General features: G+C 34.7%; 26 protein-coding genes, 3 tRNA genes and 1 other annotated feature. Of the genes, 6 read left to right on the forward strand and 23 right to left on the reverse strand.

Features of this window, described 5'->3' with window-relative positions; all coding sequences use genetic code 11:
• Nucleotides 1-8: 8 nt before the first annotated feature.
• The 11 genes from KJA15_02510 to KJA15_02560 all read right to left on the reverse strand — a co-directional run bounded on the left by KJA15_02510 (nucleotide 9) and on the right by KJA15_02560 (nucleotide 9,277).
• Nucleotides 9-683, reverse strand: a complete 675-nt coding sequence (locus tag KJA15_02510) for a PHP domain-containing protein (GenBank protein ID MBZ9572176.1) — start codon at nucleotides 681-683, stop codon at nucleotides 9-11.
• A gap of 113 nt (nucleotides 684-796) precedes the next feature.
• Entirely contained in the window at nucleotides 797-1,456 is a 660-nt protein-coding gene (locus KJA15_02515; protein MBZ9572177.1) for a hypothetical protein, read from the reverse strand.
• 184 nt (nucleotides 1,457-1,640) lie between these two features.
• Nucleotides 1,641-2,195 (reverse strand): CDP-archaeol synthase, encoded by a 555-nt coding sequence (locus tag KJA15_02520; GenBank protein MBZ9572178.1) that lies wholly within the window; start codon nucleotides 2,193-2,195, stop codon nucleotides 1,641-1,643.
• Nucleotides 2,196-2,230: 35 nt separating this feature from the next.
• Entirely contained in the window at nucleotides 2,231-2,659 is a 429-nt protein-coding gene (rplL, locus tag KJA15_02525; GenBank protein ID MBZ9572179.1) for a 50S ribosomal protein L7/L12, read from the reverse strand.
• A gap of 53 nt (nucleotides 2,660-2,712) precedes the next feature.
• Nucleotides 2,713-3,231: a 50S ribosomal protein L10 gene (gene rplJ / locus KJA15_02530; GenBank protein ID MBZ9572180.1), complete on the reverse strand. Its 519-nt coding sequence runs from the start codon at nucleotides 3,229-3,231 to the stop codon at nucleotides 2,713-2,715.
• Nucleotides 3,222-3,344 (reverse strand) — a sequence feature (ribosomal protein L10 leader region). (Overlaps the previous gene by 10 nt.)
• A 52-nt stretch (nucleotides 3,345-3,396) precedes the next feature.
• Nucleotides 3,397-3,942, reverse strand: a complete 546-nt coding sequence (locus KJA15_02535) for a DJ-1/PfpI family protein (GenBank protein ID MBZ9572181.1) — start codon at nucleotides 3,940-3,942, stop codon at nucleotides 3,397-3,399.
• A 28-nt stretch (nucleotides 3,943-3,970) separates the two neighbouring features.
• The gene (mltG, locus tag KJA15_02540; GenBank protein MBZ9572182.1) at nucleotides 3,971-5,008 is read right to left on the reverse strand and encodes an endolytic transglycosylase MltG; all 1,038 of its coding nucleotides are present in this window, start codon (nucleotides 5,006-5,008) and stop codon (nucleotides 3,971-3,973) included.
• Nucleotides 5,005-5,625 carry a protein-L-isoaspartate O-methyltransferase gene (pcm, locus tag KJA15_02545; protein ID MBZ9572183.1) on the reverse strand — a complete coding sequence of 207 codons (621 nt, stop codon included), beginning with the start codon at nucleotides 5,623-5,625 and terminating at the stop codon, nucleotides 5,005-5,007. Before pcm ends, mltG begins: the two co-directional genes overlap by 4 nt.
• Nucleotides 5,626-5,660: 35 nt before the next feature.
• A complete protein-coding gene (locus KJA15_02550; GenBank protein MBZ9572184.1) occupies nucleotides 5,661-6,878 on the reverse strand; it encodes an ABC transporter permease in 1,218 nt (405 codons plus the stop codon).
• Nucleotides 6,875-7,582, reverse strand: a complete 708-nt coding sequence (locus KJA15_02555) for an ABC transporter ATP-binding protein (protein MBZ9572185.1) — start codon at nucleotides 7,580-7,582, stop codon at nucleotides 6,875-6,877. The genes KJA15_02550 and KJA15_02555 overlap by 4 nt, the downstream gene beginning before the upstream one ends.
• A 159-nt stretch (nucleotides 7,583-7,741) precedes the next feature.
• Nucleotides 7,742-9,277, reverse strand: a complete 1,536-nt coding sequence (locus KJA15_02560; protein ID MBZ9572186.1) for an efflux RND transporter periplasmic adaptor subunit — start codon at nucleotides 9,275-9,277, stop codon at nucleotides 7,742-7,744.
• Between the two features lie 202 nt (nucleotides 9,278-9,479).
• On the opposite strand from KJA15_02560, the gene KJA15_02565 reads away from it, so the two are divergent.
• Nucleotides 9,480-9,800 carry a phage holin family protein gene (locus KJA15_02565; GenBank protein MBZ9572187.1) on the forward strand — a complete coding sequence of 107 codons (321 nt, stop codon included), beginning with the start codon at nucleotides 9,480-9,482 and terminating at the stop codon, nucleotides 9,798-9,800.
• A 124-nt stretch (nucleotides 9,801-9,924) separates the two neighbouring features.
• Here KJA15_02565 and KJA15_02570 read toward each other — a convergent pair whose 3' ends face one another.
• The 12 genes from KJA15_02570 to KJA15_02625 form a co-directional block, all read right to left on the reverse strand.
• On the reverse strand, nucleotides 9,925-10,260 hold the full coding sequence (locus KJA15_02570) for a hypothetical protein (protein MBZ9572188.1): 336 nt from the start codon (nucleotides 10,258-10,260) through the stop codon (nucleotides 9,925-9,927).
• 7 nt (nucleotides 10,261-10,267) lie between these two features.
• Nucleotides 10,268-10,338 (reverse strand) — tRNA-Trp (locus KJA15_02575).
• Nucleotides 10,338-10,496, reverse strand: coding sequence for a 50S ribosomal protein L33 (gene rpmG / locus KJA15_02580; GenBank protein MBZ9572189.1), 159 nt, complete (start codon nucleotides 10,494-10,496; stop codon nucleotides 10,338-10,340). Before rpmG ends, KJA15_02575 begins: the two co-directional genes overlap by 1 nt.
• A 155-nt stretch (nucleotides 10,497-10,651) precedes the next feature.
• Nucleotides 10,652-10,724 (reverse strand) — tRNA-Thr (locus KJA15_02585).
• 20 nt (nucleotides 10,725-10,744) lie between these two features.
• A tRNA-Tyr gene (locus tag KJA15_02590) sits at nucleotides 10,745-10,827 on the reverse strand.
• An 80-nt stretch (nucleotides 10,828-10,907) separates the two neighbouring features.
• Nucleotides 10,908-11,615 (reverse strand): tRNA (guanosine(37)-N1)-methyltransferase TrmD, encoded by a 708-nt coding sequence (trmD, locus tag KJA15_02595; GenBank protein ID MBZ9572190.1) that lies wholly within the window; start codon nucleotides 11,613-11,615, stop codon nucleotides 10,908-10,910.
• A 106-nt stretch (nucleotides 11,616-11,721) separates the two neighbouring features.
• Nucleotides 11,722-12,045, reverse strand: coding sequence for a KH domain-containing protein (locus tag KJA15_02600; GenBank protein MBZ9572191.1), 324 nt, complete (start codon nucleotides 12,043-12,045; stop codon nucleotides 11,722-11,724).
• Nucleotides 12,046-12,244: 199 nt separating this feature from the next.
• Nucleotides 12,245-12,709 carry a 30S ribosomal protein S16 gene (gene rpsP, locus KJA15_02605; protein MBZ9572192.1) on the reverse strand — a complete coding sequence of 155 codons (465 nt, stop codon included), beginning with the start codon at nucleotides 12,707-12,709 and terminating at the stop codon, nucleotides 12,245-12,247.
• A gap of 200 nt (nucleotides 12,710-12,909) precedes the next feature.
• A complete protein-coding gene (rnc, locus tag KJA15_02610) occupies nucleotides 12,910-13,599 on the reverse strand; it encodes a ribonuclease III (GenBank protein ID MBZ9572193.1) in 690 nt (229 codons plus the stop codon).
• A 1-nt stretch (nucleotide 13,600) separates the two neighbouring features.
• Nucleotides 13,601-14,023, reverse strand: coding sequence for a transcription antitermination factor NusB (nusB, locus tag KJA15_02615; GenBank protein ID MBZ9572194.1), 423 nt, complete (start codon nucleotides 14,021-14,023; stop codon nucleotides 13,601-13,603).
• A 2-nt stretch (nucleotides 14,024-14,025) separates the two neighbouring features.
• Nucleotides 14,026-14,352, reverse strand: coding sequence for a 50S ribosomal protein L32 (rpmF, locus tag KJA15_02620; protein MBZ9572195.1), 327 nt, complete (start codon nucleotides 14,350-14,352; stop codon nucleotides 14,026-14,028).
• Nucleotides 14,353-14,426: 74 nt separating this feature from the next.
• Complete coding sequence (locus tag KJA15_02625; GenBank protein ID MBZ9572196.1) at nucleotides 14,427-15,056, reverse strand: ribonuclease HII; 630 nt, start codon at nucleotides 15,054-15,056, stop codon at nucleotides 14,427-14,429.
• Between the two features lie 400 nt (nucleotides 15,057-15,456).
• Here KJA15_02625 and KJA15_02630 point away from each other — a divergent pair, with 400 nt between their 5' ends.
• The 5 genes from KJA15_02630 (at nucleotide 15,457) to miaA (ending at nucleotide 23,940) form a co-directional block, all read left to right on the forward strand.
• Nucleotides 15,457-16,131: a hypothetical protein gene (locus KJA15_02630; GenBank protein MBZ9572197.1), complete on the forward strand. Its 675-nt coding sequence runs from the start codon at nucleotides 15,457-15,459 to the stop codon at nucleotides 16,129-16,131.
• Between the two features lie 56 nt (nucleotides 16,132-16,187).
• Nucleotides 16,188-19,352: a DNA polymerase III subunit alpha gene (locus KJA15_02635; GenBank protein ID MBZ9572198.1), complete on the forward strand. Its 3,165-nt coding sequence runs from the start codon at nucleotides 16,188-16,190 to the stop codon at nucleotides 19,350-19,352.
• A 192-nt stretch (nucleotides 19,353-19,544) separates the two neighbouring features.
• Entirely contained in the window at nucleotides 19,545-21,260 is a 1,716-nt protein-coding gene (gene thrS / locus KJA15_02640; protein MBZ9572199.1) for a threonine--tRNA ligase, read from the forward strand.
• Nucleotides 21,261-21,484: 224 nt separating this feature from the next.
• Nucleotides 21,485-22,816: a tRNA (N6-isopentenyl adenosine(37)-C2)-methylthiotransferase MiaB gene (gene miaB, locus KJA15_02645; protein ID MBZ9572200.1), complete on the forward strand. Its 1,332-nt coding sequence runs from the start codon at nucleotides 21,485-21,487 to the stop codon at nucleotides 22,814-22,816.
• Nucleotides 22,817-22,965: 149 nt separating this feature from the next.
• Nucleotides 22,966-23,940 (forward strand): tRNA (adenosine(37)-N6)-dimethylallyltransferase MiaA, encoded by a 975-nt coding sequence (gene miaA, locus KJA15_02650; GenBank protein ID MBZ9572201.1) that lies wholly within the window; start codon nucleotides 22,966-22,968, stop codon nucleotides 23,938-23,940.
• Nucleotides 23,941-24,346: the final 406 nt, after the last annotated feature.

A 24,346-nucleotide genomic window follows, 5' to 3' on the forward strand; every position in this document is an offset into this window, starting at 1 on the left:
ACCGATTTTTATATTTTTAGATGTTTAATTTTAGCTAAATTTCTTTTAAAATGATCGACTATCTTTTCATAAGAACTAATTTTTTCAGAAAAAACTTTAACATTTCTCTTTCTTATTTCCTCTAAAACCTCTTTAATAGAAAGATTGTTTCCTGGAATTTGAAGATAGGCCTTACCAACAAAATCTGCGGAATGGGCATCAGATCCTGCAATAAAAGGAAGGTTAAGTTTCTCTGAAAACTGAAGGGCCTTTTTATTGCTAGAATTAAATAATAAGGAAGCATTGAAAACTTCAATAGCCACTCCCTTTTCTTGAAAAAAATCTTGAAATTTTTCAATCCCTCGAAAAGACAACCACCAACCAAAAGGGTGACAAATTACTGCCATCCCACCTTCTTTGATTATTCTCTCTATGGTTTCTTTTGCTGAAAGACCATCTTCGATTATTTTCTTAACATTTAAACCCAGGATGTCTCCTTCTTTACTTTTTACTTCAATTCCAGGAATAATCAAAATGGGTTTTGAGGAAGCAAAACGGAGGGCCTCAACTGCCCCCCTTATCTCCCCGTGATCACAAATGCAAATACAATCAATTTTCCTTGAAATGGCCGAATTAACAATTTCCCGAGGAGAAGATAAACCGTCATAGGAAAAATTAGTGTGTAAATGTAAATCAGCCTTCACATTATTTACCCGGTAGAGCAACTTCGATTTCCCTTTTCAATAATCCTTGAATTCCCGGTCATACTTTGTGTTTTTCTTTCAGAAAAACACCTATCGAAGTTGTCATACTGGGTTTAGGAGAGTTTTTCCTTTAATTCTTCTAAGATTTTTTTAGCAAGATTTTTACCCCCGAGACCAAAAGCAAGCCCGCAAGAGAGAACTATCAGCCCTAAAATGGCAACAAAAATGCTCAGAATTAAATTTGGGACTATCTGGAGTTGATATAAAATTGCTAAAATCGCCAAAATCCAAATGGTTCTCCGGACCCCTACTCCCAGAAATTTTGAATAAGTAGCCTTAGTCTTTTTACCAGTAACAAAGAAAATTCTATAAGAAAAATCAACCAGAAAAAGGGTTATTATAAAAATCAAAATGGCGATAAAGATATTTGGAAAATATCCAATAACCTTCTCTAAAAATCCACTAAATCCGGTGAGCCCGACAATTTCACTAGCAATCATTAAAAAAATAATTATAAAAAACCATTTAACAATCTCTCCAAAAAATTTAGCCGCATTAAATCTAATGTCGACCCTGGCCAAGGCCTCCTCCCATCCTAATCTTTTTAATACTTGATTAAGGCGGATTTTATCTAAAAATCTGGTGATCATTCCGCCAATGATTTTGGCAATAAGCCAGCCAATACCAAAAACCAAAATTGCTGATAAAATCTGGAGTAAAGAACTTTGTCTAATTTCATCGACAACTTCCCAGAAAGATAAGTAGTTAACCATAATAACTCGATATCATAAAATCCTAAAATCTTCGACCTTTACCCGGTAGAGCAACTTCGATTTCCCTTTTCAATAATCCTTGAATTCTCAGTCATACTTTGTGTTTTTCTTTCAGAAAAACACCTGTCGAAGTTGTCATACTGGGTTTACTAAATTATATCTTTTTTTGAAAAAATGACAATTCTTAAATTTTACTAGCATTAATCTTGAGCCAAAAACCAATCCGATTAACAATTATATGTAAAAAGAAGCTTAAAAAAAGAATAGTTAACCAAACCAAGATTGGAATTTCAAAAAATGGACTAACGCATAAAAAAGCTCCAATAACAAAACTTATCTGATCAAAGGGAATCCAGGGTTTTCCTGGTTCAATATTTTGACGTCGTTTAAAAAAACTGGAAATTAAGTCCCCTAAGAGTGCACCGAAAGAAAGTAAAAAACCAAGAAAAAAAACGTTAATTTCCTGATAATTAAAAAGGCTTACTTTTTCAATAAAGGGGAATCTTACTAGAAAACTCTGAAAGTAAGCAGTTAATATTCCTATTAGAGTCCCGAGAATTATCCCCCGCCAAGTTTTGTGACTACCGAGAATTGGAAATCCTCGAAATTTTTTTCCAAAATCAACGGGCTCAGCTAAGAACTTTAGAATTCCAGCCTTCCTAGCAAAGGTTGGAGTCATGTTGGCAAAATAAGCAGGAAGGAAAAAATAGAGAGACTTTAAAACAAAAATCCCGTTCATAATGATAAATTTAAAAATGAGAGATTAAAAATTGATTATTTCAGCTCAACTTTGGCTCCAGCCGTCTCTAATTTCTTTTTTATCTCTTCTGCCTCTTCTTTTTTAACATTCTCTCTTATTGTCTGGGGCCCAGAAGATAAAGCATCGACTAAATCTTTTGCTTCTTTCAAGCCCTTTCCAGTGATATCTCTCACCGCCTTAATTACTTCAATCTTTTTATCACCCATTTCTTTCAATTCAATATTAAAAACAGTTTTTTCTTCAGTTACAGGAGCTGCACCCGGGACAGCGACTGGCGCTTGAGCGGGGGCAACTGGAACAGTAGCTGAAACGCCAAACTTTTCCTCTAAAATCTTCACCAGTTCAGCCAAATCTAAAACTGATAGGCATTCAATCTCTTCAACCAATTTTTCGAATTTTTTCGGAACCTTAACAGGTTCTGCTTTTTCTTTTTTTTCGACCATATTTTTTATTTTCGAGCGAAGCGAGAAAACAAGGTTCTGGCTTTGCCAGGTTCTTATTTTTTAATTGCACTTAAAACAAAAACCAGATTTCTTAAATTCCCCTCTAGAACATTAATAAAACTTGAAATTGGGCTGGCAATACTATTCAATAATTTCGCCAAAAGTTCCTCTCTAGAGGGAAGTTTAGCTAAACTAATCGTTTCCTCGGCTTCTCTAAATTTTCCTTCAAAATATCCCCCCAAAATTTTTAAATTTTTGTTTTCCAGGGAAAACTGATAGGCTATTTTTGCTGGTAAAATTTCGTCTTTAAATCCAAAAACTACTGCCAGTTGCTCTCTGAATTTCTCTATTCCTTGGGAAATATCTAGGTCGTAGTTTTTGAAGGCCAATCTTAATAAAGTTTTCCTAGCCACAATAAGCCCAGAATCTGCCTTTTTTAATCTTTCTCTTAAATCGAAAAGGTTTCTCACTTTTAAACCTGAAAATCCAACAAAAACAATTGCTTTTTGCTTTCCAATTTTTTCCTTCAAATCTTCAAGAATTTTTTGTTTTTTTTGACGTGTAAGCGGCATAAAAAATCTGTGGTTTTACCACAGACAACAGTACTAAAATTTACTTAAAATTATCCTCGGCAGGACTTATGTAAGTTTCTGCCTGCTGTCTGTGGATATATGTTAAAGTATAATCTTTTTTATCTTCTTGTCAACCCCTCGACAAGTTCAAGATTAATGCCGAGTTTATTGAAGCATCAAGGCCTCAATTATTTTCTCCCCAAATTCTTTAGCAGCTACTGGGCCATTTCCAGTAATCAATTTTCCATCAACTACTACCAGATCTGCTTGGTATATTGCCCCTCCCTCTTCTAAGATTCTCACTGGCCCTCTGTCCATTGAGCTTGACCAAACAGTTGCTCGCTTCCCAGATAGTACTCCAGCTTTAGCTAGGATCAAGGGCGAGATACAAATTGATCCCAAAACTTTATTTTGTTCCACTGTCTTTTTGGCAACTTTATAGGAACTTTCATTATCTAAATATTGCAGGCACCCTGGACCTCCAATAAAAACTATTGCATCAAAATCAGCCGGATTTAATTCCTTAAGTAGAAGGTCTACTTCAACGTCTCCCCCATCGGCACCAATAGCTGTCCCTGAATTAGTACTGACAGTAGTTATTTTTGCTCCGGCTTTCTCTAAAATCTCTTTTGGGACAAGATATTCAACATCTCTGAAGTCCCGAAAAGCAATAATCATTGCTATTTTTTTATTTTCTAAGGTTTCTGGCATAATGATCTTAGCGGAGAACTGTTCTCCGCTATTTTAAATACTTTGCTTTAGCTATATTGTGTTCCTCTAAAGTTTTACTAAAAATTGTTTCGCCTTCAGGGGTAGATAAATAGTACCAAAAATCACTTTCTTCAGGATATATCGAAGTTATTGTACTGTCAATGCCTGGATTGCAAATTGGGCCAATTGGTAGTCCAAGATATTTATAAGTATTGTAAGGAGAATCAATTTGAGTATCTTCTTTTGAAATTTTTATTGTTTTCTTTCCGGTGATGTAAGTTATAGTAGCATCAACTTGTAAAGGGAAATTGTTTTTTAATCTTTTCCATAAAATCCCTGAAACCAATTTTTTATCTTCAAAACTCTTAACCTCTTTTTCGATTAAAGACGCCATTGTGATTATTTCAAAAATTGATTTTTTTTGCTTTTTTATCTCTTCCTTTAAATCTGTCGTTAACTTTTTATCAAAATTGTCAAGCATTTTTGAAATAATGTTTTCTGCCGAAATTCCTTTTTCTACAAAATATGTATCTGGAAAAAGATAACCCTCAATATCCCAATCTTCTATTGGACCGTGATTTCTACGATCGTAGAAATCACGGTCTTTTCTATCTCTAAGGAATTCGTATTGGTCTTCCCACTGACTGAATTTTATTTTTCCTAGAAAATCTTGAGATTGAACTATTTCTCCCTCTTCTAAATAATTAGCGATTTCTCTTTTATTCCAACCTTCAATAATGGTAATTTTTTCTTTTATCACTTTGCCTGAAACAATTTTTTTTGTAATTTCTGGGGTATTCATCCCTGGAGATAGAAAATATTCTCCGGCCTGAAGTTCTCCAGAAACATTTTTAAAAAGAGTATAAAGCCGAAATAAGAAATCACATTTGATTATCCCCTGTTTTTCTAAATTAAAAGCAATTTCCCTTGTCCCCTCCCCTTTTTTAATAACAAATACTTTTTCTTCTCTAACTTCCGGTGTTTTTGGAAGATAAATCCCCTGCCAAACAAAAAAAACTCCAGCTAAAAAAATGAGAAAAATTATTAAAAAAATTTTTATCTTCATTTTTCTTCAGTAATTAAGGGTACAAAAACAAAGCCCGGATATTCAATTTCCTCAAACTCTTTCTCTGATTTCTTTATAAACAGCCAAATTGAAGTACCAATAGGAGTAACTATTTTACCTCCAATTTTTAATTGTTCTTTCCAAGCCTGAGGAATTTCTTTTGCTGAGGCTGAGGCTAATATCTTATCAAAAGGAGCTTCTTTTGAAGAACCTTTTGAACCATCAGCACAAATAAATTCAACAGTCCCCTTTTCAATAAAATTATACTTAGCTACATTCTGCTCGCCAAACTCTTTTAGTTCTGGGACTATTTCAATAGCAATTACTTTTCCTTTCTCACTAACGATTTCTGCCAAAAGTGCTGTTGTCCAGCCAGAACCTGAACCAATGTCTAAAATTTTATCTCCTAGTTGGGGCTGAAGTTGTTCAATCATAAAAGCAACTACTAAGGGTTGGGAAATGGTTTGGCCATAACCTATTGATAGGGCTGTATTTAACTCAGCCAAATTTTTAATATCTTCTGGTAGAAAATCTATTCTTTTAATCTTTGAAAAAGCCTCAATAATACTCGGAGTCTTTAGCCAACTATCTTGAATTAAAGAATCAATTAAAGCCATATTTGATATTTGATTTTTGATATTTGATTTATTTCTTACTCGTATCTTAAAGCATCGACCGGTTTAAGCTTTGCTGCGCTTCTAGCTGGGAGAAATCCGGAGAGGCATCCAATCAAAAAAGAAAATGTTAAGCCAAAAATAATGAGGCCGGGTGAGATAGAAGCTGAGATATAGAAAACTGGATGAATCTGGCCAACAAATTCAATTAATTTAGCTAATCCCAATCCAAAGATCATTCCTCCTACCCCTCCCACCAGACCAATAACACCTGATTCAATTAAAAAGACTGATGTTATAGTAGAACTTTTCGCTCCAACTGCTTTTAAAATTCCTACCTCTCGAGTTCGTTCATGAACAGAAGTATACATTGTGTTCATTATACCTATTCCTCCTACAATCATTGCAATACTGGCAAAGGCAAAGACTGCAAGTTGAATTACCCCCATAATGTTACTAACCATTCCAGTCATTGCCTCATTGGTTAAAACAGAAAAAGAACTCTCTTCTTCTCCTCTTTGTCTTCTTCTTGTTTCCAAAAGATTCTCCTTTATGTCCTCTGCCACCTCTTCGGGAGAAAATCCGGACGCAATTTTAGCAACGGCCTGGGGCGCGCCATCCTTTTTACCTGTAATTCCACGAAAAATATCCAAATCCAAGCCAATCATAGAATCATCTTGTCTGCTTCCTAAAGATTTTAATATCCCAACAACTTCAAACTGCTTTCCCTTTATAGTGGCTTGAGTACCGATTTTTAACCCGGGGAAAATTTCTTCCGGCACCAAACTACCAACCAGAATCTCTCTTTTTCCAGCTTCTGGCCAACGGCCTTCAGCCATATCAAAACCTAAATCCTCTTCATAGATCTCTAAGGCATTTTTTAAATCAACCCCAAACAAGAGAACAGTCTTGCTATCGCCTTGGGATTTCATAACTTCTGCTTTATAAACATTAGGAATAACTATTTCCACTCCCTTGGTCTTTCTTATCGCATTTAAGTCATCTTCTGTCAGTTCAGCGCCTCCAAGAAATGTAGTCATTATATCAGATAAGTTGCCGGGTATAATCATAACAATATCTTTACCTATTGCTCTTAATTGCTTAAGAACAGTTGCTTTTAATCCTTCACTTAAGGAAAGTAAAGACATTATCAAAAAAACACCAATAACAATGCCCAAAATCGTCAGCCAGCTTCTTAAGGGTCGAGTTCTAAGATTCTTGATTGCTATTTTAAAATATTCTTTTAACATATTTATTTTTTACTTTCCCAAAGAACCTTTTCGCCCATTAAATTATTAGAAGTTAATTGACCGTCTTTAATATTTATTATCTGTTCACTGTAATTCGCGATATGAGGATCGTGGGTAACAACTATAATGGTTTTTTTCTCTTTTTTATGGAGATCAATTAGAATTTCCATAATTTGCTCCCCTGTTGAAGAATCCAAATTTCCGGTTGGTTCATCGGCCACAATGACTTCGGGGTTGTTAGATAAAGCCCTAGCAATGGCTACTCTTTGTCTTTCACCCCCTGAAAGTTCAGAGGGTCGATGAAAAATCCTTTCTCTCAAACCGACAGAAGAAAGCAAAAGTTCAGCTTTTTCTCGTCTTTTACTTTCAGGGATACCTTGAAAAATCATTGGCGTCATTACATTTTCAAGGGAGCTAAGATTGGGTAATAAATTAAACTGTTGAAAAACGAAACCAATTTTTTTACCTCTAATCTGAGATAGTGCATCTTCTGAAAACTGGGAGGTATCTTTTCCTTCTAAAAAAACTTTTCCTTTAGTCGGTACATCCAAAAGTCCAATAATATGTAAAAGGGTTGATTTGCCCGAACCACTGGGACCTAAAATCACTACAAAACTACCTGGAGTAATCTCCAGGTTTATTCCTTTTAAAACCGTAAGTTCTACTTTTCCTAATTGATAAACCTTCCAAACATTCTCCAATTTAATCAAAGAATTTTCAGTCATAGAAAATTTTGGAGAGCTCGAGAACCTTTTTGAAAAAGGGTCTCGAATATATGCTTTCGGCTACGGGTTATAAGGTCCCGAGCCGAAAGTAACTTTTAATTTTTGGAGGTTGGACACCTTTTTTGAAAAGGGGTCCAAGTTACATTATTTTATCGCTACTTCCTCTCCTTCTTTTAAACCGGAAATTACCTCCACCATATCGTCACTACCCAAAAGACCAATTTTTATTTCTCGTTCTTCTATTTGGCCATTTTTAAAAACCTCGACTATTGTTTTGTCGTCCTTTGTCTGAATTGCTACCTCAGGAATAATTAAGACATTTTCTTTTGAAGCAGTTCTAATAACAATATCAGCAGTCATTCCTGGTTTAATTCCTTTCCTAGTCTCTTCAAAATCAATAGTCACTTCATAATAAACTACTCCTTCAATTAGTTTTTCAGCAGGATCTATTAAAACCACTTTTCCTTTTAGAATCTCATCGGGAAAAGCAGTAAGAATAATATCTACCGAATTATCAACATTTATTTTAACAACATCTTCTTCATAAATATCTGCTTTTATTTGAAAGGGGCTGGCCGAAATAAAAGAGATAACCGTCTCGGAAGGTTGAACCATCTCTCCTATCTCTTTATTCGTCTTTGTAATTTGTCCCTCAGTGGGGCTGATTATTGTAGCTTCTTCAATCTGGTTTTCAATAAGATTTATCTGAGCCTGAGTCTGTTTTATCTGGGCTTCATATAAATCAATGTCTTCTTTTTGAGGTTTAGCCATCACCAGGGCTAATTGATCTTCAGCCTTCTGAAGTTGCCCTTCAGCTGCTTCCATATTTAATTTCATCGAAGAAATGGTTTGCTGAGAATTAGTAATATTAGTCAGAGCAGTATTAATATTGGTTCTTTGAGTATCCAAAGAAGTCTTATCAGTGGATGAGACCGTATTACGATAAACTGGTGCCTCGCAGGTCTCTCGAATAATTGCCAGGGCCTTAGATGTCGTATCGAGGGCCTTTTTCATTTCAGAAAATGCCACATCAATATTTTCATCTTCTGGATTATCTTTAGCAATATCGAGGTAAGATTTTGCCCGAGACACTGCATTTTCTATCCTGACTTCATTTTCTTTTACTTCAAGGCTCTCTTGGTCAGTAGTGTTAAAATAAGTTTGCCGAATTGATTCTACAATATTTGAGGCATTATAAAGTTTCAAATAAGAATCGTCTAAAGAGATTATCGCATCTTCAAAAGCTTGGTCTAAGTTTTCTTTAGTAGTATCTAAGGCAATTTGACTGTTTTTAACTTCGGTTTCAGCAATTTTAATTTCTTCAGCGCTAGCACCGGCTAATAATTTATCTAATTGGGCCTGAGCTACCAAAAGAGCAGCCCGGGCTTCTTGAAGTTGGATAGAAAGCTGGCTAGTGTCGAGCTTAGCTAAGGCAGTATTTGACTCGATTTTATCCCCTACTTTGACATATATTTTTTCAATTCTGCCAGCTGCCTTGAAACTAAGATTTATCTCCTCCCCCTTCTTAACTGTTCCTGTCTCTGAAACCTCTTGGGAAACTATTCCTCGATATACTTCAGTTAAGGTAAAAAAGGGTTTCTCTTTTTTAATGAAACCCTGATAGACTCCGAAAATTATTACAAGGATAATGATTATTATTGAAATTATTTTTTTGTTCATATTTTTATTTATTAATTTAAAAGCTCTTCTTTTAATTTTATTTCATTTTTATAAAAAAGCAAGATTTATTTAAAAATAAAGCATAGATTAAGCAGGTAGAGAGTTTTCCACAGCTCAATATAGGAGAATCCTAAAAGGTATTATATAATTAAAAAATATTTGTCCCTTTTGGTCGAAAGGGAAAAACAAAAAAGAGATAAAAATGACCATAATAACTACTCTTTTTGGTACCTGGCAAATGCAGGTGATTGTAACTTTAATAGCAATTGATGTTTTGTTAGGAATTATTGCTGCTCTTTTTAGAAAAGATTTTGTTTTTAGTAAACTGGGTAACTTTATGAAGGGGCCTGTCCTAGCCTATGTTTTTGGTTTTGCCATTGTCGAAATAATGGGTGGAATCTTACCTTCTTTGGCCTTTATTGTTCCGATAACCTTTGTCTTAATCGTTATTGTTCTCTTGGCTTCAGTTTTCAGAAATTTATCGAAATTAGGCATCCCGGTACCAAAAGATTTTAAAAAATAATTTAAAAGGGAACAGAAAAATCATAGATACTCATTAAAGTGAGATAAGTTTTTGAGTCAATTTTTAAAATGCGTGTTCAAAAACACGCATTTTTGATGATAGAAATTGACCTAATCTCTTTATATTATTTTCTTCTACGCAAAATTTTGTACCAATCGGGGTAACAAAAAATGCCTTGAATCATCAAGCCTCCCAAAAAACTCAAAAAGAATTGAGGGAAAGGAAAAAAAAGATTATATAAGAAATTAAAAATTAAAATTCCTAAAGATAATAACCAATGATGAAGGTGTAATCTATAATTACCAATATTAAGAATAATAGACTTTATTCTCTGGTGCCCATCATATTGTCCAGCAAAAAATTTTCCAAAAAAATATCCCAAAATTATTCCAAGATAAATCTCTAAAGATATTATAGCTAAGGGGATTCCCAAAAGAATTTTTCGATTAATTTTAATCATTGATCTGCGGGTCCGCCCTGACTCGAACAGAGAACTTCGCTTTTGGAGAGCGAAATTATACCATTTAACTACGGACCCTATTTTTTGGTTTCTTTATGTAAAGTGTGCTTCCTGCACCACTTACAAAATTTTTTAAGTTCTAATTTTTTCTCAGCTAATTTTTTAGATTTATGAATAAAATAATTTATTCTCTTACAATCTTGACATTTAAGTTTTACAAAAGGTTTTTTTGGCATAGTTATAACAAAAAAAACAGAAAGGGGTCGGGAAAACTGGGTGTTTTCCCGTGGCGGAAAGATTAAAACCGAAGGGTTTTAAGGAGCGGCGTTAGTCGAGCGAAGCGAGGCGTGCCGCGACTTTTGGGCATAGTTATAACAATATAACAAAAGTGAGCCGGAGATGGGAATTGAACCCATGACCTTTTTCTTACCAAGAAAACGTTCTAGCCACTGAACTACTCCGGCAGGTCATCTTGATAATAAAGTGGGTAGGGAGGGACTTGCACCCCCGAAGGTCAGTGACCGCCAGTTTTACAGACTGGTGCGTTAGCTGCTCCGCCACCTACCCTAAGACGTATCTTATTTTAGCATATTCTGATTATTTTTTCCACCTTCGCCCAAGGCTACGGTGGACCAGCCGTAGCTTTCTTAGCGAAGGCCGGCAATAATTTTTGAGTGTTTTTTTCGCCATTCTTCAATCTTTTTATGATTTCCAGAGAGTAAAACTTTAGGAGTTCTCCATTTTTTACCTTTTTTTGCCTGCCTGCCGTAGCCTCGGCGAAGGCGGGGTAAAAAAACTTCTGGCCTGGTATATTGAGGATATTCAATAAATCCTCGATCAGCGGTAATTCTTTCTTTCAGCAACTGAGATTTACCTAAAACTCCTGGAATTAACCTGGCTACCGTCTCTATTAATACCATGGCTGGAAGCTCTCCACCCATTAGAACATAATCCCCTATTGATATTTTGTCTGAGGCAACATATTTTGCCACTCTTTCATCCACCCCCTCATATCGTCCACAGATTAAGATTAAATGACCCAATTTAGAAAATTGGTAAGCCATTTTCTGATTAATTTTTTTCCCCCGAGGTGTAAAAAGAATTACTTTTGTTCTTCGCTTTTTTCCTTTTTTTAAAGCGGCAACTGCTTTGAAGATCGGCTCTACTTTCATTACCATTCCTCTTCCACCTCCATAAGGTCGATCGTCAACAGTTTTATGCCGACCCTGAGCCCAATCTCTTAAATTGTGCAGGCGAATTTTAATCAAGCCCGCTTTAAGGGCCCGGGAAATTATTGATCCCTTTAGATAAGAATCAAAGATCTCTGGAAAAATTGTAATAATATCGAAAGTCATGTTATAAATGAAAACCGTCCTATCAAATATGATAGCACGGTCTTCGAGTATCTGTAAACTCTACTCCCCTTTAGCTATTCACAAAAGTGGAGGTTACAATTTAAGTTTACAGTTTTAATTCTTCAAGCTCTTCTCCTCCAGCTGGAGCTCTTTTTCCTCGAGCAGGACGAGCACCTTCTGGTTCCTCGATCTTTAAGTTCACTCTAGCATGATTCTTAAGACCGACTATCCGAACCAAAGATCTGATGGCTCTGGCAGTTGCCCCTGCTCTTCCAATAATCTGACCCATGTCTTCAGGGTTTACTTTCAAAGAAAGTAAAACTCCCATCTCATCAACCTTGCGGTCGATTTTAACATCTTCTGGGTGATCGACTAGGGCTTTAATCACATGCTCAAGGAATTCTTGATCAGCTAGTTTTTTCTCAGCCATATTTCTTTCAGAAATTAAGTAATTACTGATAATTAATCAATACTAGTAGCCCGACCTTTGCTTCTCACCTGACTCTCTTTCTTTTCAGGAGAATCGGTTTACCCACCAAAATTTTGCGAAGCAAAATTTAGGCGAAAATTTAGGCGGGCGAGTCTGAAAAAGCTACTATTTATTTATTATACTCTCTTTAAAATTCTTGTCAAGAACTTGAGGTATCATTTTCCTTGGGTTTTTCTACTTTTGATGCTTTAGTTTTTTCCTCTTTAACTTTTTCTTTTGGTTTTTCTTCTTTTGGAGGCTTAATTTCTTTAGAAACTTCTTTTTCTGCCTTTTCAGGCAGCTTCTCTTCTGTTTTAACCTCGACCGGCTTAACTTCTGCTGGTTTTTTCTTCTCTTTTCTTTTTTTGTGTGAGGGAATTTTCTCACCTGTTAAAATCTTTTCTTTAATTAGTAAATTATAAACCGTATCTGATGGTTTAGCCCCAACTGACAACCAGTACTCAATTCGTTCTCTTCTTAATACCTTTTCTTTAGTTAGAGGATTATAAAAACCAACCTCTTCTACAAAACGGCCACCTCTTGGTGGCCTTCTTTTATCTGTAACAACGATCTTAAAAGAAGGTTGATTCTTTTTACCGACACGGAAAAATCTTATAACAAGCATGTTTTTTTTCTCCCTCCTAAGCGAGGGAAGCAATTTTTATGGACAGGGGCCCGCGCCTGACGCGGGAGGGTGGTGGGTGGGTTGGAGTCCGCAGGCAAATTAGCTTGGTGTCGCCTTTAAGGCGACTAATTTGCCGAGGACCTGAACGAGTTCATTGCTGGAATGAACGAGTGTATCCTAAAAATTATCTTCCCGAACGTCTACCAATCTTTTATTTCCAAAGCTTTTTTGGCTGCCTCTTCTTCGGCTTCTTGCTTTGAGGAGCCTTCATCTTTGGCTATTAATTCTTCCCTCAAAAAAACTCCGACAATAAAACGCTTAACATGGTCTGGGCCCCATTCCTCCAGAACTTTATAAGTAGGAGTTATTCCTACTCTTTCCTGAGCTTCTTCTTGAAAACGCGATTTAGCATCTTTAAAAAGACCGGCTTCAATAATATGGGGTAATTCTTTGATTAAATTTTTTTTAATAAAATTATGACAAACCTTATATCCTTGGTCGAGATACATTGCTCCTATTAAAGCCTCAAAGGTGTTGGCTAAAATATATTGACGGGCCTTTCCCATCTCTTTTGCCTCCCCTCGTGAAAGCAATAGAGAATCATTAAAACCTAAATCTTTGGCAACAATTGATAACATCTTTGAATTGACTAGAGCTGCCCGCCAATTAGTTAACTCCCCTTCTGATTTTTTAGGATAATTTTGATAAAGATATTCAGTAACAACTAGTTCCAAAACGGCATCTCCTAAAAATTCTAATCTTTCATTGTGGGGAAGTCTAAAATTTGGATTTTCATTTAAATAAGACCTATGGCAAAAAGCTTGAATTAAAAGATCTTTATTTTTAAATTCCAGATTTAGTTTTTTTTCAAAGGGTGAAAAATCCTTCATGTTATTTTTCTATCTCTCTATAAACTGTTCCCAAAACACCGTTAACGAACTTCCGTGAAGACTCGCCACCAAAACTTTTCGCTAATTCAATTGCTTCATTTATTGCTACTTTTGGAGGAACCTCAGTCTTTTTACTATATAATAATTCATAAAGCCCGATTCTTAAAATATTTCTATCAATAATGGTTATTTGCTCTATCGGCCACTCGGGAGCTGCCTTTTCAATAATTTTATCAAGTTGAGAAAGACCGGTGACTACTCCATTAACTAATTGCCAGATAAAACTTTCGTCCTCGAGCCCTGGTCCAAATTCCTTAATATTTTTTTCCACAATCTTTTTTAAAGCCTCAGGTTTTTTACCAGAAAAATCCCACTCATAAAGGGATTGCATAACAATAGAGCGTGAAAGGTGTCTTGAAGCCATAGTTATTTACGGGACATTTCTTTCCAACTTAATGATTTAGGGGCCCGCTTGGGGGAGGGTGGTGGGTGGGTTGTGGTCTTTTTTGCTTTTTCTTCCCTTTCTTTTGCCTTTATTTCTTTTTTCCTTTTCTTTCTTTCCTTTTTTTCAAGTTTAGATATCACATCGATGATCTCTCTGCCTTTATAATATCCACAATTTTGACAGATAGTGTGAGGGAAAACCGGTTTTCCACATTTGGGACAACGAGTTAAAACCGGAGTTCTGGAAAAAATATGAAGTCTCCGTTTATTTCTTCTTGATTTTGTGTGTCTCTGTTTCGGAACAGCCATAGTGGTATTACACGGTTATAATATTACATCATTACATCATTTCTTAAAAAAATCAAGTTTGTAAATTTAATAATTTAGCAATTTAACAGTTTTTGTACTGGCTTGAATGATTTTCGATGAATTTTGCAAGGACTATGTTTTTTTAGCATTTTTCGATGTAATTTTGTTGGATAACCTTTGTGTCTATTAAAACCATATTTGGGATATTTTTTGTGAAATCTTCTCATTATTCTATCTCGATAGACCTTAGCAATAATAGAAGCCATGGCGCAAGAAAAAACTTTCTCATCGGCTCTTTTAATTGATTTTTGGGGAATATTTAAATTAATTTTAAAATTTCCATCTAAAATTAAAAAGTTAGGTTTCCTTTTTAATTTTCTAACCGCTCTTTCCATTGCCAATTTAGTTGCTCCCAAAATGTTAATTCTATCAACTACTCTTTCTGAAACCCTGGCTATCCCCCACTCTATCTGGGAACGATTTGTTAGAACCTCATAAAACTCTTCTCGTTTTTTTTCTGACAATTTCTTTGAATCTTTTATATCTTCAAAAAACTTTTTGTCTCTGAATTTGGGCTTTTTTATCATCACTGCTGCCGCCACCACTGGTCCAGCCAAAGGTCCCCGACCAGCCTCATCCAAACCAGCGATTCTCTTGTGTCCTTTCTTCCATAATTTTTTTTCTTCACGAAAATTGGGAAACATAATATTTATTTATCATAACTTATAAATCGAAAAGTCAAAAATTATTGACAACTTAGAATAAATTTGAGATAATATAATAGTATCTTAAGTGGGAGGCAGAAACTTGAAGGATAAGAAATTAAAGTGTGATTATTGTCCAAACGAAGCCGATCTTATAGCCGAGACACAATTAAGCGTCGATATTAAAAGAACGCGTAAATTTTGCAAGGAATGTTTTAAACAAGTGAAGGGCTGGACTGTAATAAAGAAGTTGTAAAAAAATAAAAAGAGGATATTAAACGAAAACAAAGGGGTTGCTTCTCTAAAACAGTTAAATGGGCTGGGATTTAATTTCCGGCTCTTTTTTGTCCACTTGTAAAAAACATTTCAATTGATTATATTTATTTAAAGGACTTATTTTATGGAAAAAGAGCAGCTTCAATTAAGTTTTAAAGAAATTGAAAAAGAGTTGAGAGTGGCTGAAGTCGAAGGAAGGGAGGCAAATTTTAGAGGAAAAATATTGCCTTCGATTTCTCTTTCAGGCCGGATTATAAAGACTGGCCTAAATCTTGAAGGGGCGAAAATTAGAGGAGAATTTTATTTAGGCGAAAGTACCCTTAAAGGAGATTTAAATTTAAGAGGAGCAGAAGTTTCCAACATTTTTTATCTGGGGAAAACCAAGATTTTAGGAAATTTAACTTTAGAAGAGGCAAGTATTTCTGGCTGTTTAAATTTAATAGGAGTAGAGATTGAAAACTCTCTAAATTTTCAAAAATTGAGAGTAGTTGGATTTATCTCTCTTAACAGAGCCCTTATTAAGGGGGATGTCAACCTCAGACAGGTAGAAGTTAAAAATTCAAAAAATGCTGGTGAGTTAACTATCAAGGGAGATATTTATTTAAGAGAGGCAAAAATAGACGGTTCAGTGGACCTTGAAGGAGGAGTAGTTGAAGGTGGACTCGATCTTAAGGGAGCAATTATTAAAGGATCTTTAAGTTTAAAAAATATCAAAGTTCAAGATTTTATAGTTCTAAAAAAAGCAGATATTTGGGGGAAAATTAATTTTGAGGAAGCTAAAGGAGAAATAATTTTCTAATTGAAGAATCTTGCAATAATAGATATAATGGGTTAATCGTTTTTTATTTTCAAAATATGAAATTCACTCATTTACATACCCACTCTCACTATTCTTTGCTCGACGGTCTACCAAAGATTGATGAGCTTTTAGATTATGCCAAAGAACTTGGGATGGAGGCCTTAGCTCTCACTGATCACGGTGCTCTTTATGGAGCAGTAGAATTTTACAAAAAGGCAAAAGAGTTGGGAATAAAACCAATTTTAGGCTCTGAGGTCTATTTGGCCTATGAAAAAATGACCCAAAAAAGACCGAACATTGACGACAAAAAATATCACCTGGTCTTGCTTATTAAAAATGAAGAGGGTTATAAAAACTTGGTCAAACTCTTAACCCGAGCCCATTTAGATGGGTTTTATTATAAACCAAGAATTGACGAGGATTTGCTTTCAAAATATAGCTCGGGCTTGATTTGTCTTTCAGGATGTTTGCAGGGGAAAATCCCAAAATTAATTTTGGCAAAAAAAATTGACGAAGTCGAAAAAATTTCTTTAAAATATCAAGAGATTTTTGGTAAAGATAATTTTTATTTGGAAATTCAACATCATCCTAATATATTAGATCAAAAAATTGTAAATAAAGCTTTAATTTCTATCTCAAAAAAATTAAATATTCCCTTGGTTGCCACTAATGATATTCACTATTTAAAGCCAGAAGATGCCGAGGCTCAGGACATTTTAATGCTTGTTAATACTGGAGCCGATCCAAATAATCCAGAGAGGTTGACTTTAAAGGCTGATGATTTTTCAATGAGAAGTCCTCAGAAAATGAAAAGAGATTTCAAAGATTCACCCGAAGCAATATTAAACACTCAAAAAATTGCCGATCTCTGCAATTTCCAATTTGAACTGGGGAAAATCCAACTTCCTCAGTTTAAAGCCCTAACACTGGAGAGTCAGGATAAATATTTAGAAAAACTCTGTTTTCAGGGCTTGAAAAAAAGATATGGTCAAAGCCCTAAGAAAAAAGTTTTAGATAGATTAAATTATGAATTGTCAATTATTGAAAAAACTGGTTTTGCTTCTTATTTTTTGATTGTCCAAGATTTTGTCAACTGGGCAAAAGAAAACGGAATTATTGTTGGTCCAGGAAGAGGTTCGGCCGGGGGTTCCCTGGTATCCTATTTATTAAATATAACCAATGTTGACCCCATAAAATATAATTTATTGTTTGAAAGGTTTCTAACCGGTGAAAGGATTTCTCTTCCTGATATTGATCTCGATTTTACCGACCAAAGAAGAGATGAGGTAATCAACTATGTTGCCAAAAGATATGGGAGAAATAAAGTCGCCCAAATCATTACCTTTGGAACAATGGCTGCCCGAGCAGCAGTCAGAGATGTTGGAAGAGCTTTGAATTATTCTTATAGTTACTGTGACCGGATTGCCAAAATGATTCCAATGGGCTTTACTTTGGATCAAACCCTGAAAATGGTTGAAGAATTCTACCAAATTTATAAACAAGATTTGCAAGCGAAAAAATTAATTGATTTTGCTAAAAAACTGGAGGGGGTGGCCCGTCATGCCTCAACTCATGCCTGCGGAGTGGTAATATCAGCCGAGCCTTTGGAAAATTTAGTGCCCTTACAACATCCCACCCAAGACGATGAATCAATTGTTACCCAGTATGAAATGCACTCCATTGAAGATTTAGGTCTTTTGAAAATAGACCTTTTAGGGCTAAAAAATCTAACTATTATTGAAAATACAATTAATCTTATTAAAGAAAGAGGAGGCCTTGAAATTAATATAGAAAATCTCCCCCTAGATGATAAAAAGGCCTACCAACTTTTACAGGAAGGAAAAACAACTGGGGTATTTCAACTGGAGGGGGAGGGAATGAAAAGATACTTGAAACAATTAAAGCCCACCATTTTTGAAGATATTACTGCCATGATTGCTCTTTTTAGACCAGGACCAATGAAATTTATCCCTGAATATATTAACAGGAAGTATAAGAAAAAAAAGGTCGAATATTTGCATCCAAAATTAAAACCAATTTTAGAAAAAACCTATGGGCTACCAGTCTACCAAGAACAGCTCATGCAAATTGCCCAGAAATTAGCTGGTTTTTCTCTGGCTGAAGCCGATGTCTTAAGAAAAGCAATCGGTAAGAAAATAAGGAGTTTATTAATTAGTCAAAAAGAAAAATTTATTGAGGGAATGATAAAAAATAAGATAAGAAGAGGAGTAGCCTTGAAAATCTGGGATTGGATTTTACCCTTTGCCAGATATGGTTTTAATCGAGCCCACAGTTGTTGCTATGCCCAAATTGCCTATCAAACCGCCTATTTGAAGGCTAATTTCCCCTGTGAATTTATGGCCGCCCTTTTAAACTCAGAACAAAGAGATGTTGAAAGAATTGGTTTTTTAATTGACGAATGTAAAAAAATGGGAATTAAGGTTTTACCTCCGGAGATTAATGAAAGCGACGAAAACTTTACTATCGGTGGTGAAAATCAAATAAGATTTGGTTTATCGGCTATTAAAAATGTTGGTTGGAATTTTGTTGAAGAAATTGTCAAAGAAAGGAAAAGAAGAGAATCATTTAATTCGATTTCTAATTTTTTAGAAAGAGTTAATACAAAAGATCTTAATAAAAAATCAATGGAAAGCTTAATTAGGGCCGGGGTCTTTGATAAATTTGGAGAAAGAAATTGTTTGCTTTTCAACCTTGAGACTCTTTTAGAATACAATCGAGAAATAAAAAAGAGTCAAATTTTTGGCCAAAGAAATCTTTTTTCTAACATCCTTGGTTTTAGTAGTCAAATAAAACTAAAACCAGCCCCGCCAGCAAAAAGGGCAGAAAAGCTTGCCTGGGAAAAAGAACTTTTAGGTCTTTATGTAACATCTCATCCTTTAGAAAGCTTTAAAAATATTTTCGAGAAACGGGTTTTACCAATTACCAATATTAATGAAAGAATTTTAGGAAAGATTATAAAAATTGGAGGGATTATTTCCTCTCTTAAGAAAATTATCACTAAAAAAGGTCAACCAATGCTCTTTTTAACTCTTGAAGATTTAACTGATAAGATTGAGGTTATCGCTTTTCCTTCGGTAATTAAAAAAAATCCAGCTCCATTTCAGGAAAATAAGATTGTTTTAATCTCAGGAAGGGTTGACAACCGAGATGGAGCGCCAAAAATAATCTGTGAAGAGATTGAAGAGATTGTGGAAAGTTAAGTCTTGACAAGGAATTTTAGTTCTATTAAGCTAAGTTTAGGATGCTGAAATTATTCCAAATTTTTTATACCACTACCACAACCTCTTTTTGAGGCTAATTTGGGAATTTAAAAATTCTCCAATGAGCCTCTTTTCCAAAAAAAGAGGTTTTTTATTAAGGGTCGATTATGTTAAAATAAATTAATCAAAAATATGAAACTAGAAATTATTCGTCACTCTCTATCTCATATTTTAGCTGCAGCTATTCAGGAATTATTTCCTGGAACCAAATTTGGTATTGGCCCAGCAATTGAAAATGGCTTTTATTATGATTTTGACTTAGAAAACCCCTTAACTCCTGGAGATTTACCGAAAATTGAAGCGAAAATGGAAGAAATTATCAAAAAAAATATTATTTTTAAAAAGAAAAGGGTTAAAAAAGAAAAGGCAAAAAAGATATTCAAAGATCAACCTTATAAATTAGAACTTATAAATGAAATATCAGAAAAGGAAGTGACAGTTTATGAAACGGGCAAGTTTATTGATCTCTGCCAGGGACCTCATGTTAAATCGACAAAAGAAATTCCAACAGAGGGTTTTAAATTAACAAAAATTGCCGGCGCCTATTGGCGAGGAAATGAAAGAAATCCGATGCTAACTCGAATTTACGGAGTAGCCTTTAAAACTAAAAAGGGATTAAAAAATCATCTTCAAAAAGAAGCTGAAGCTGAGAAAAGAGATCATCGAATTCTAGGCCAGAAATTAGAGTTATTTTCTTTTGATGAAGAAGTAGGGGCTGGACTTCCTCTTTGGCATCCAAAAGGTGCAATTTTGAGAAAAATTATTGAAGATTATTTATATGAAGAATTAACTTCTCAAGGATATCAATGGGTAGTCAGTTTCCATATTGGAAAATTAGATATTTGGAAAACTTCGGGCCACTGGGACTTTTATCGGGAAAATATGTACTCCCCTATCAAAATCGATAAGGAGGAATATATGCTAAAACCGATGAACTGCCTTTTCCATGTGAAAATTTATAAATCCAAAATTCGGAGCTACAAAGATCTACCAATTAAATATGCTGAATGCGGAACGGTTTATCGGTATGAGAAGTCTGGAGTTTTACATGGGTTAATGAGGGTAAGAGGCTTTACTCAGGATGATGCTCATATTATCTGTGAACCCGACCAGGTAGCTCAGGAAATTACCAAACTCATAAAATATGGCCTTAAAACACTTAAAGCTTTCGGTTTTAAGGATTATGATATTTATCTCTCAACTCGGCCAGAAAAATATGCCGGAACAGAAAAGGGATGGAAAAAAGCAACAAACATTTTAAAATATGTTCTCAAAAACCTTAAATTAAAATACCAGATTGACCCAGGCGGTGGTGTATTTTATGGACCGAAAATTGATATTAAAATCAAGGATTCCCTTGGTCGGCCCTGGCAATGTACCACTATTCAAGTAGATTTTAATTTACCAGAAAGATTTAAGATCACTTATATTGATAAAAAAGGAAGGAAACGAGAACCTTTTATGATTCACAGAGTGCTTTTAGGCAGCATGGAGAGGTTTATCGGAGTTTTGCTTGAAAATTACGCCGGAGCCCTACCCTTATGGCTTTCTCCCGAACAAGTCTGGATAATTCCAGTTGGTTCTCGGCATAAAAAATATGCTAAAGAAGTTGCTGAAAAATTAAAAAAAGAAAATTTAAGAGTCGAATTAAAAGATACGGCGAAAACTGTCTCAAAAAAAATCAGAGACGGTGAGGTCCAAAAAATTCCCTATATGTTAGTAGTTGGTGACAAAGAAATGAAAACAAAGTCAGTAAGGGTAAGAAAGCGAGAAAAAGGAGATATAGGGGTAATGAAATTAAGTAAATTTTTAGAAAAAGTTGAAAAAGAAATAAATCAGAAAAAATAACTAACTGTCTATATGTCAAATAGTGCCGGTACTAGTATCGCCAGCACCAATAGAATTGCTGAAGCCATAATCTGTTGAATTTATGAAATTGAAAACCTTAGCTTGAGAAAGCCAAGGTTTTGTTTTATAATTTGAACGAGGTGAGAATTATCTTGTTATAATTTAAACGAAGTGAGAATTGTCTTGTTTTATAATTTGAACGAGGCATAAAGCAAAATTAAAGCATGGAAAAATACTACATTATCACTTTTGGGTGCCAGATGAATCGTTCAGACAGTGAACGAATTGCTACAATTTTAGAAGATATCGGATATGAAAAGGCTTCGAATGCTAATGGTGCTGATTTAATTGTGGTCAATATGTGTTCGGTTAGACAATCAGCGGTTGATAGAGTTTATGGACTTTATTCTAAATTCAAAAAATTAAAAAGTGGAAATAAAAATCTCAAAACCATCTTAACTGGTTGTGTATTAAAAGAAGACAAAAGAAAGTTTGCTAAATTATTTGACTTAATTTTAGATATTAAAGATTTATCAAAATGGTCGCAAAAACTAAATGTCCCCTGTTCAAACATATACAGATACAAGGAACAGAATAACGATTACTTAAAAATTAAACCGAAATATCAAACCCTTTTTTCAGCTTATGTGCCAATAATGACAGGCTGTAATAATTTTTGCACATTTTGTGTTGTTCCCTATCTAAGAGGGCAAGAAATTTCCCGGTCGGCTGAAGAAATTCTGTTTGAGGTAAAAAATTTAATTAGTCAGAATTATAAAGAGATTTGGCTCTTGGGCCAGAATGTCAATAGTTACAAAGACGGAAAAATTAACTTCCCCAAACTTTTAAAAACGATAAACGAAATCAAAGGTGATTTTTGGATAAGATTTACCTCTTCTCATCCTAAAGATTTTTCTGATGAATTAATTGACGCGATGGCAAAATGCGAAAAAGTAACTGAGTATTTAAATTTGCCTGTCCAATCAGGCGATAATGAAGTTTTAAAACGGATGAACCGGCCCTATACAATTGAGCATTACAAAAATTTAGTTAAAAAAATCAGAGAGAAAATCCCTGAAATTTCTTTATCCACCGATGTCATTGTTGGTTTCCCCGGAGAGACAAGGGAACAGTTTGAAAATACGGTGAAACTTTTTAAAAAAATAAAATATAATATGGCTTATATTGCCAAATATTCCAAAAGACCGCAAGCAAAAGCTTTTTTATTAGAAGATGACGTCTCCTATCAGGAAAAAGAAAGAAGGCATAAAATTTTGACTGAAATTTTGAAAAAAACTGCTTTAGAAAAAAATAAAAAATACATTGAAAAAGAGATTGAGGTTCTAATAAATAGCTCAAAAGACAATATTTGTTTTGGAAAAACAAAAACTTACAAAACAGTAAAGCTACAAACTACAAACTACAAACTACAAACTAATCTGGTTGGCCAATTTGTAAAAATAAAGATTATTGATGCTTTGCCATGGGGGCTAAAGGGGAGTATTGAAATAAAAAAAGAAGCCTTAGCGTTGAAACTAAAGCTCTTTGAAACTTAACCTCCTTTTTATCCCTCTTTTGTGTCTCCGTCGAAGGAAATTATAAATGGCCGCTAGTCGCTTCATTTCACATACCCCGATAGACTCTCCTCTACTCTTTTTTTGGCTCAATTATTTCCCCTCTTTTTATAATATCATAAAAAAATAATATGTCAACTCAAAATTTACCCAAACTAATTGTCATTTTAGGTCCAACTGCCTCAGGGAAAACAAAGCTATCTATCCGCCTTGCTAAGAAACTTAATGGTGAAATTATCTCGGCTGACTCAAGGCAGATTTATAAAGAAATGGATATTGGCACGGCAAAGCCATCAAGAAAAGAAATTAAAAAAATTCCTCATCATTTAATTGATATAGTCTGGCCAGACCAGGAATTCAATGTGGCAATTTATAAAAAGATGGCAATAAAAGCCATCAAAAATATTCAAAAAAGAAAGAAATTACCACTTTTAGTGGGAGGTACAGGTCTTTATATTCAGGCAATTGTTGATAATATTGAATTTCCAGAAATTCCTCCCCAAGCAAAATTGAGAAAAAAATTGGAGAAAAAAACCAAAAAAGAATTATTTAAAACTTATAAAAAACTAGATCCTGAGGGAGCAGAAATTATTGATAAAGAAAATAAAAGAAGGCTAATTCGGGCGATTGAGGTTTGCGAAGTTACAGGAAAATCTTTTTGGAAACAGAGAAAGAAAGGAAAACCTTTTTTTGATATTTTAAAAATTGGGATAAAACTGCCAAAAACTGAATTAAAAAAGAGGGTTGAAAAAAGAGTAGAAAAGATGTTCAAGCTGGGTCTTGAAAAAGAAGTAAAAAATTTAGTTAAAAAATATGGTCGGGGCCTTCCATCCCTTCAGGCAATTGGCTATCAGGAATGGTTCTCCTTCGCTAAAGCTTCGGAGGATAAAAAAAGAAGAACTTTTTTTTCTCTCACAAAAAATGAAAAAGAAGAAGTGAAAAAACTAATCTCGTGCCACACAATCCAATTTGCCAAGCGCCAGATGACCTGGTTCAAAAAACACCCCGCACCAGAACAAGTTCGGTGCGGGGCAAGCAAAAGAATTCATTGGGTAAGAAATTATCGAAAGGCAGAAAAATTAATAAAAAAATTTCTTAGAAAATAAAAAGGGAAGGTAAAATATTCCTCTCTTTTTTGCAGGGGTGGGGACAAACTTAGGCCATCGAAGCAAGGCTTTCTTTCTTTTTCTCCTTTCTCTTTGCAGCCAAAGCGGTGTGCGCCGAGGAAACGACAACGTCTCCCTCCTCCATCTCAGCTATGAGGGTAGGCCACCTCTCCCTTTTTCCCAAAAAAAACTCCCTATCTGCAAAAGGAGGTTTTACCTTCCTTTCTTTAGATTGAAATACGTAAAAGAACTATTTCTGTCTTCAGGATAATCTTACCAAAAAGACTTGTCAAGAGACTTAAAAAGAGAGGAATTGATTTTTCCTCTCTATGAAAAGGTGATAGTCTTTTTTTATTTAATGTGCTAAAACTCCTTCAATGGTAAATGTGAGGAGGATGCACTTAGA

The organism is Patescibacteria group bacterium, assembly GCA_020148145.1.
Taxonomy (GTDB): Bacteria; Patescibacteriota; Minisyncoccia; order Minisyncoccales; family JAHCRE01; genus JAHCRE01.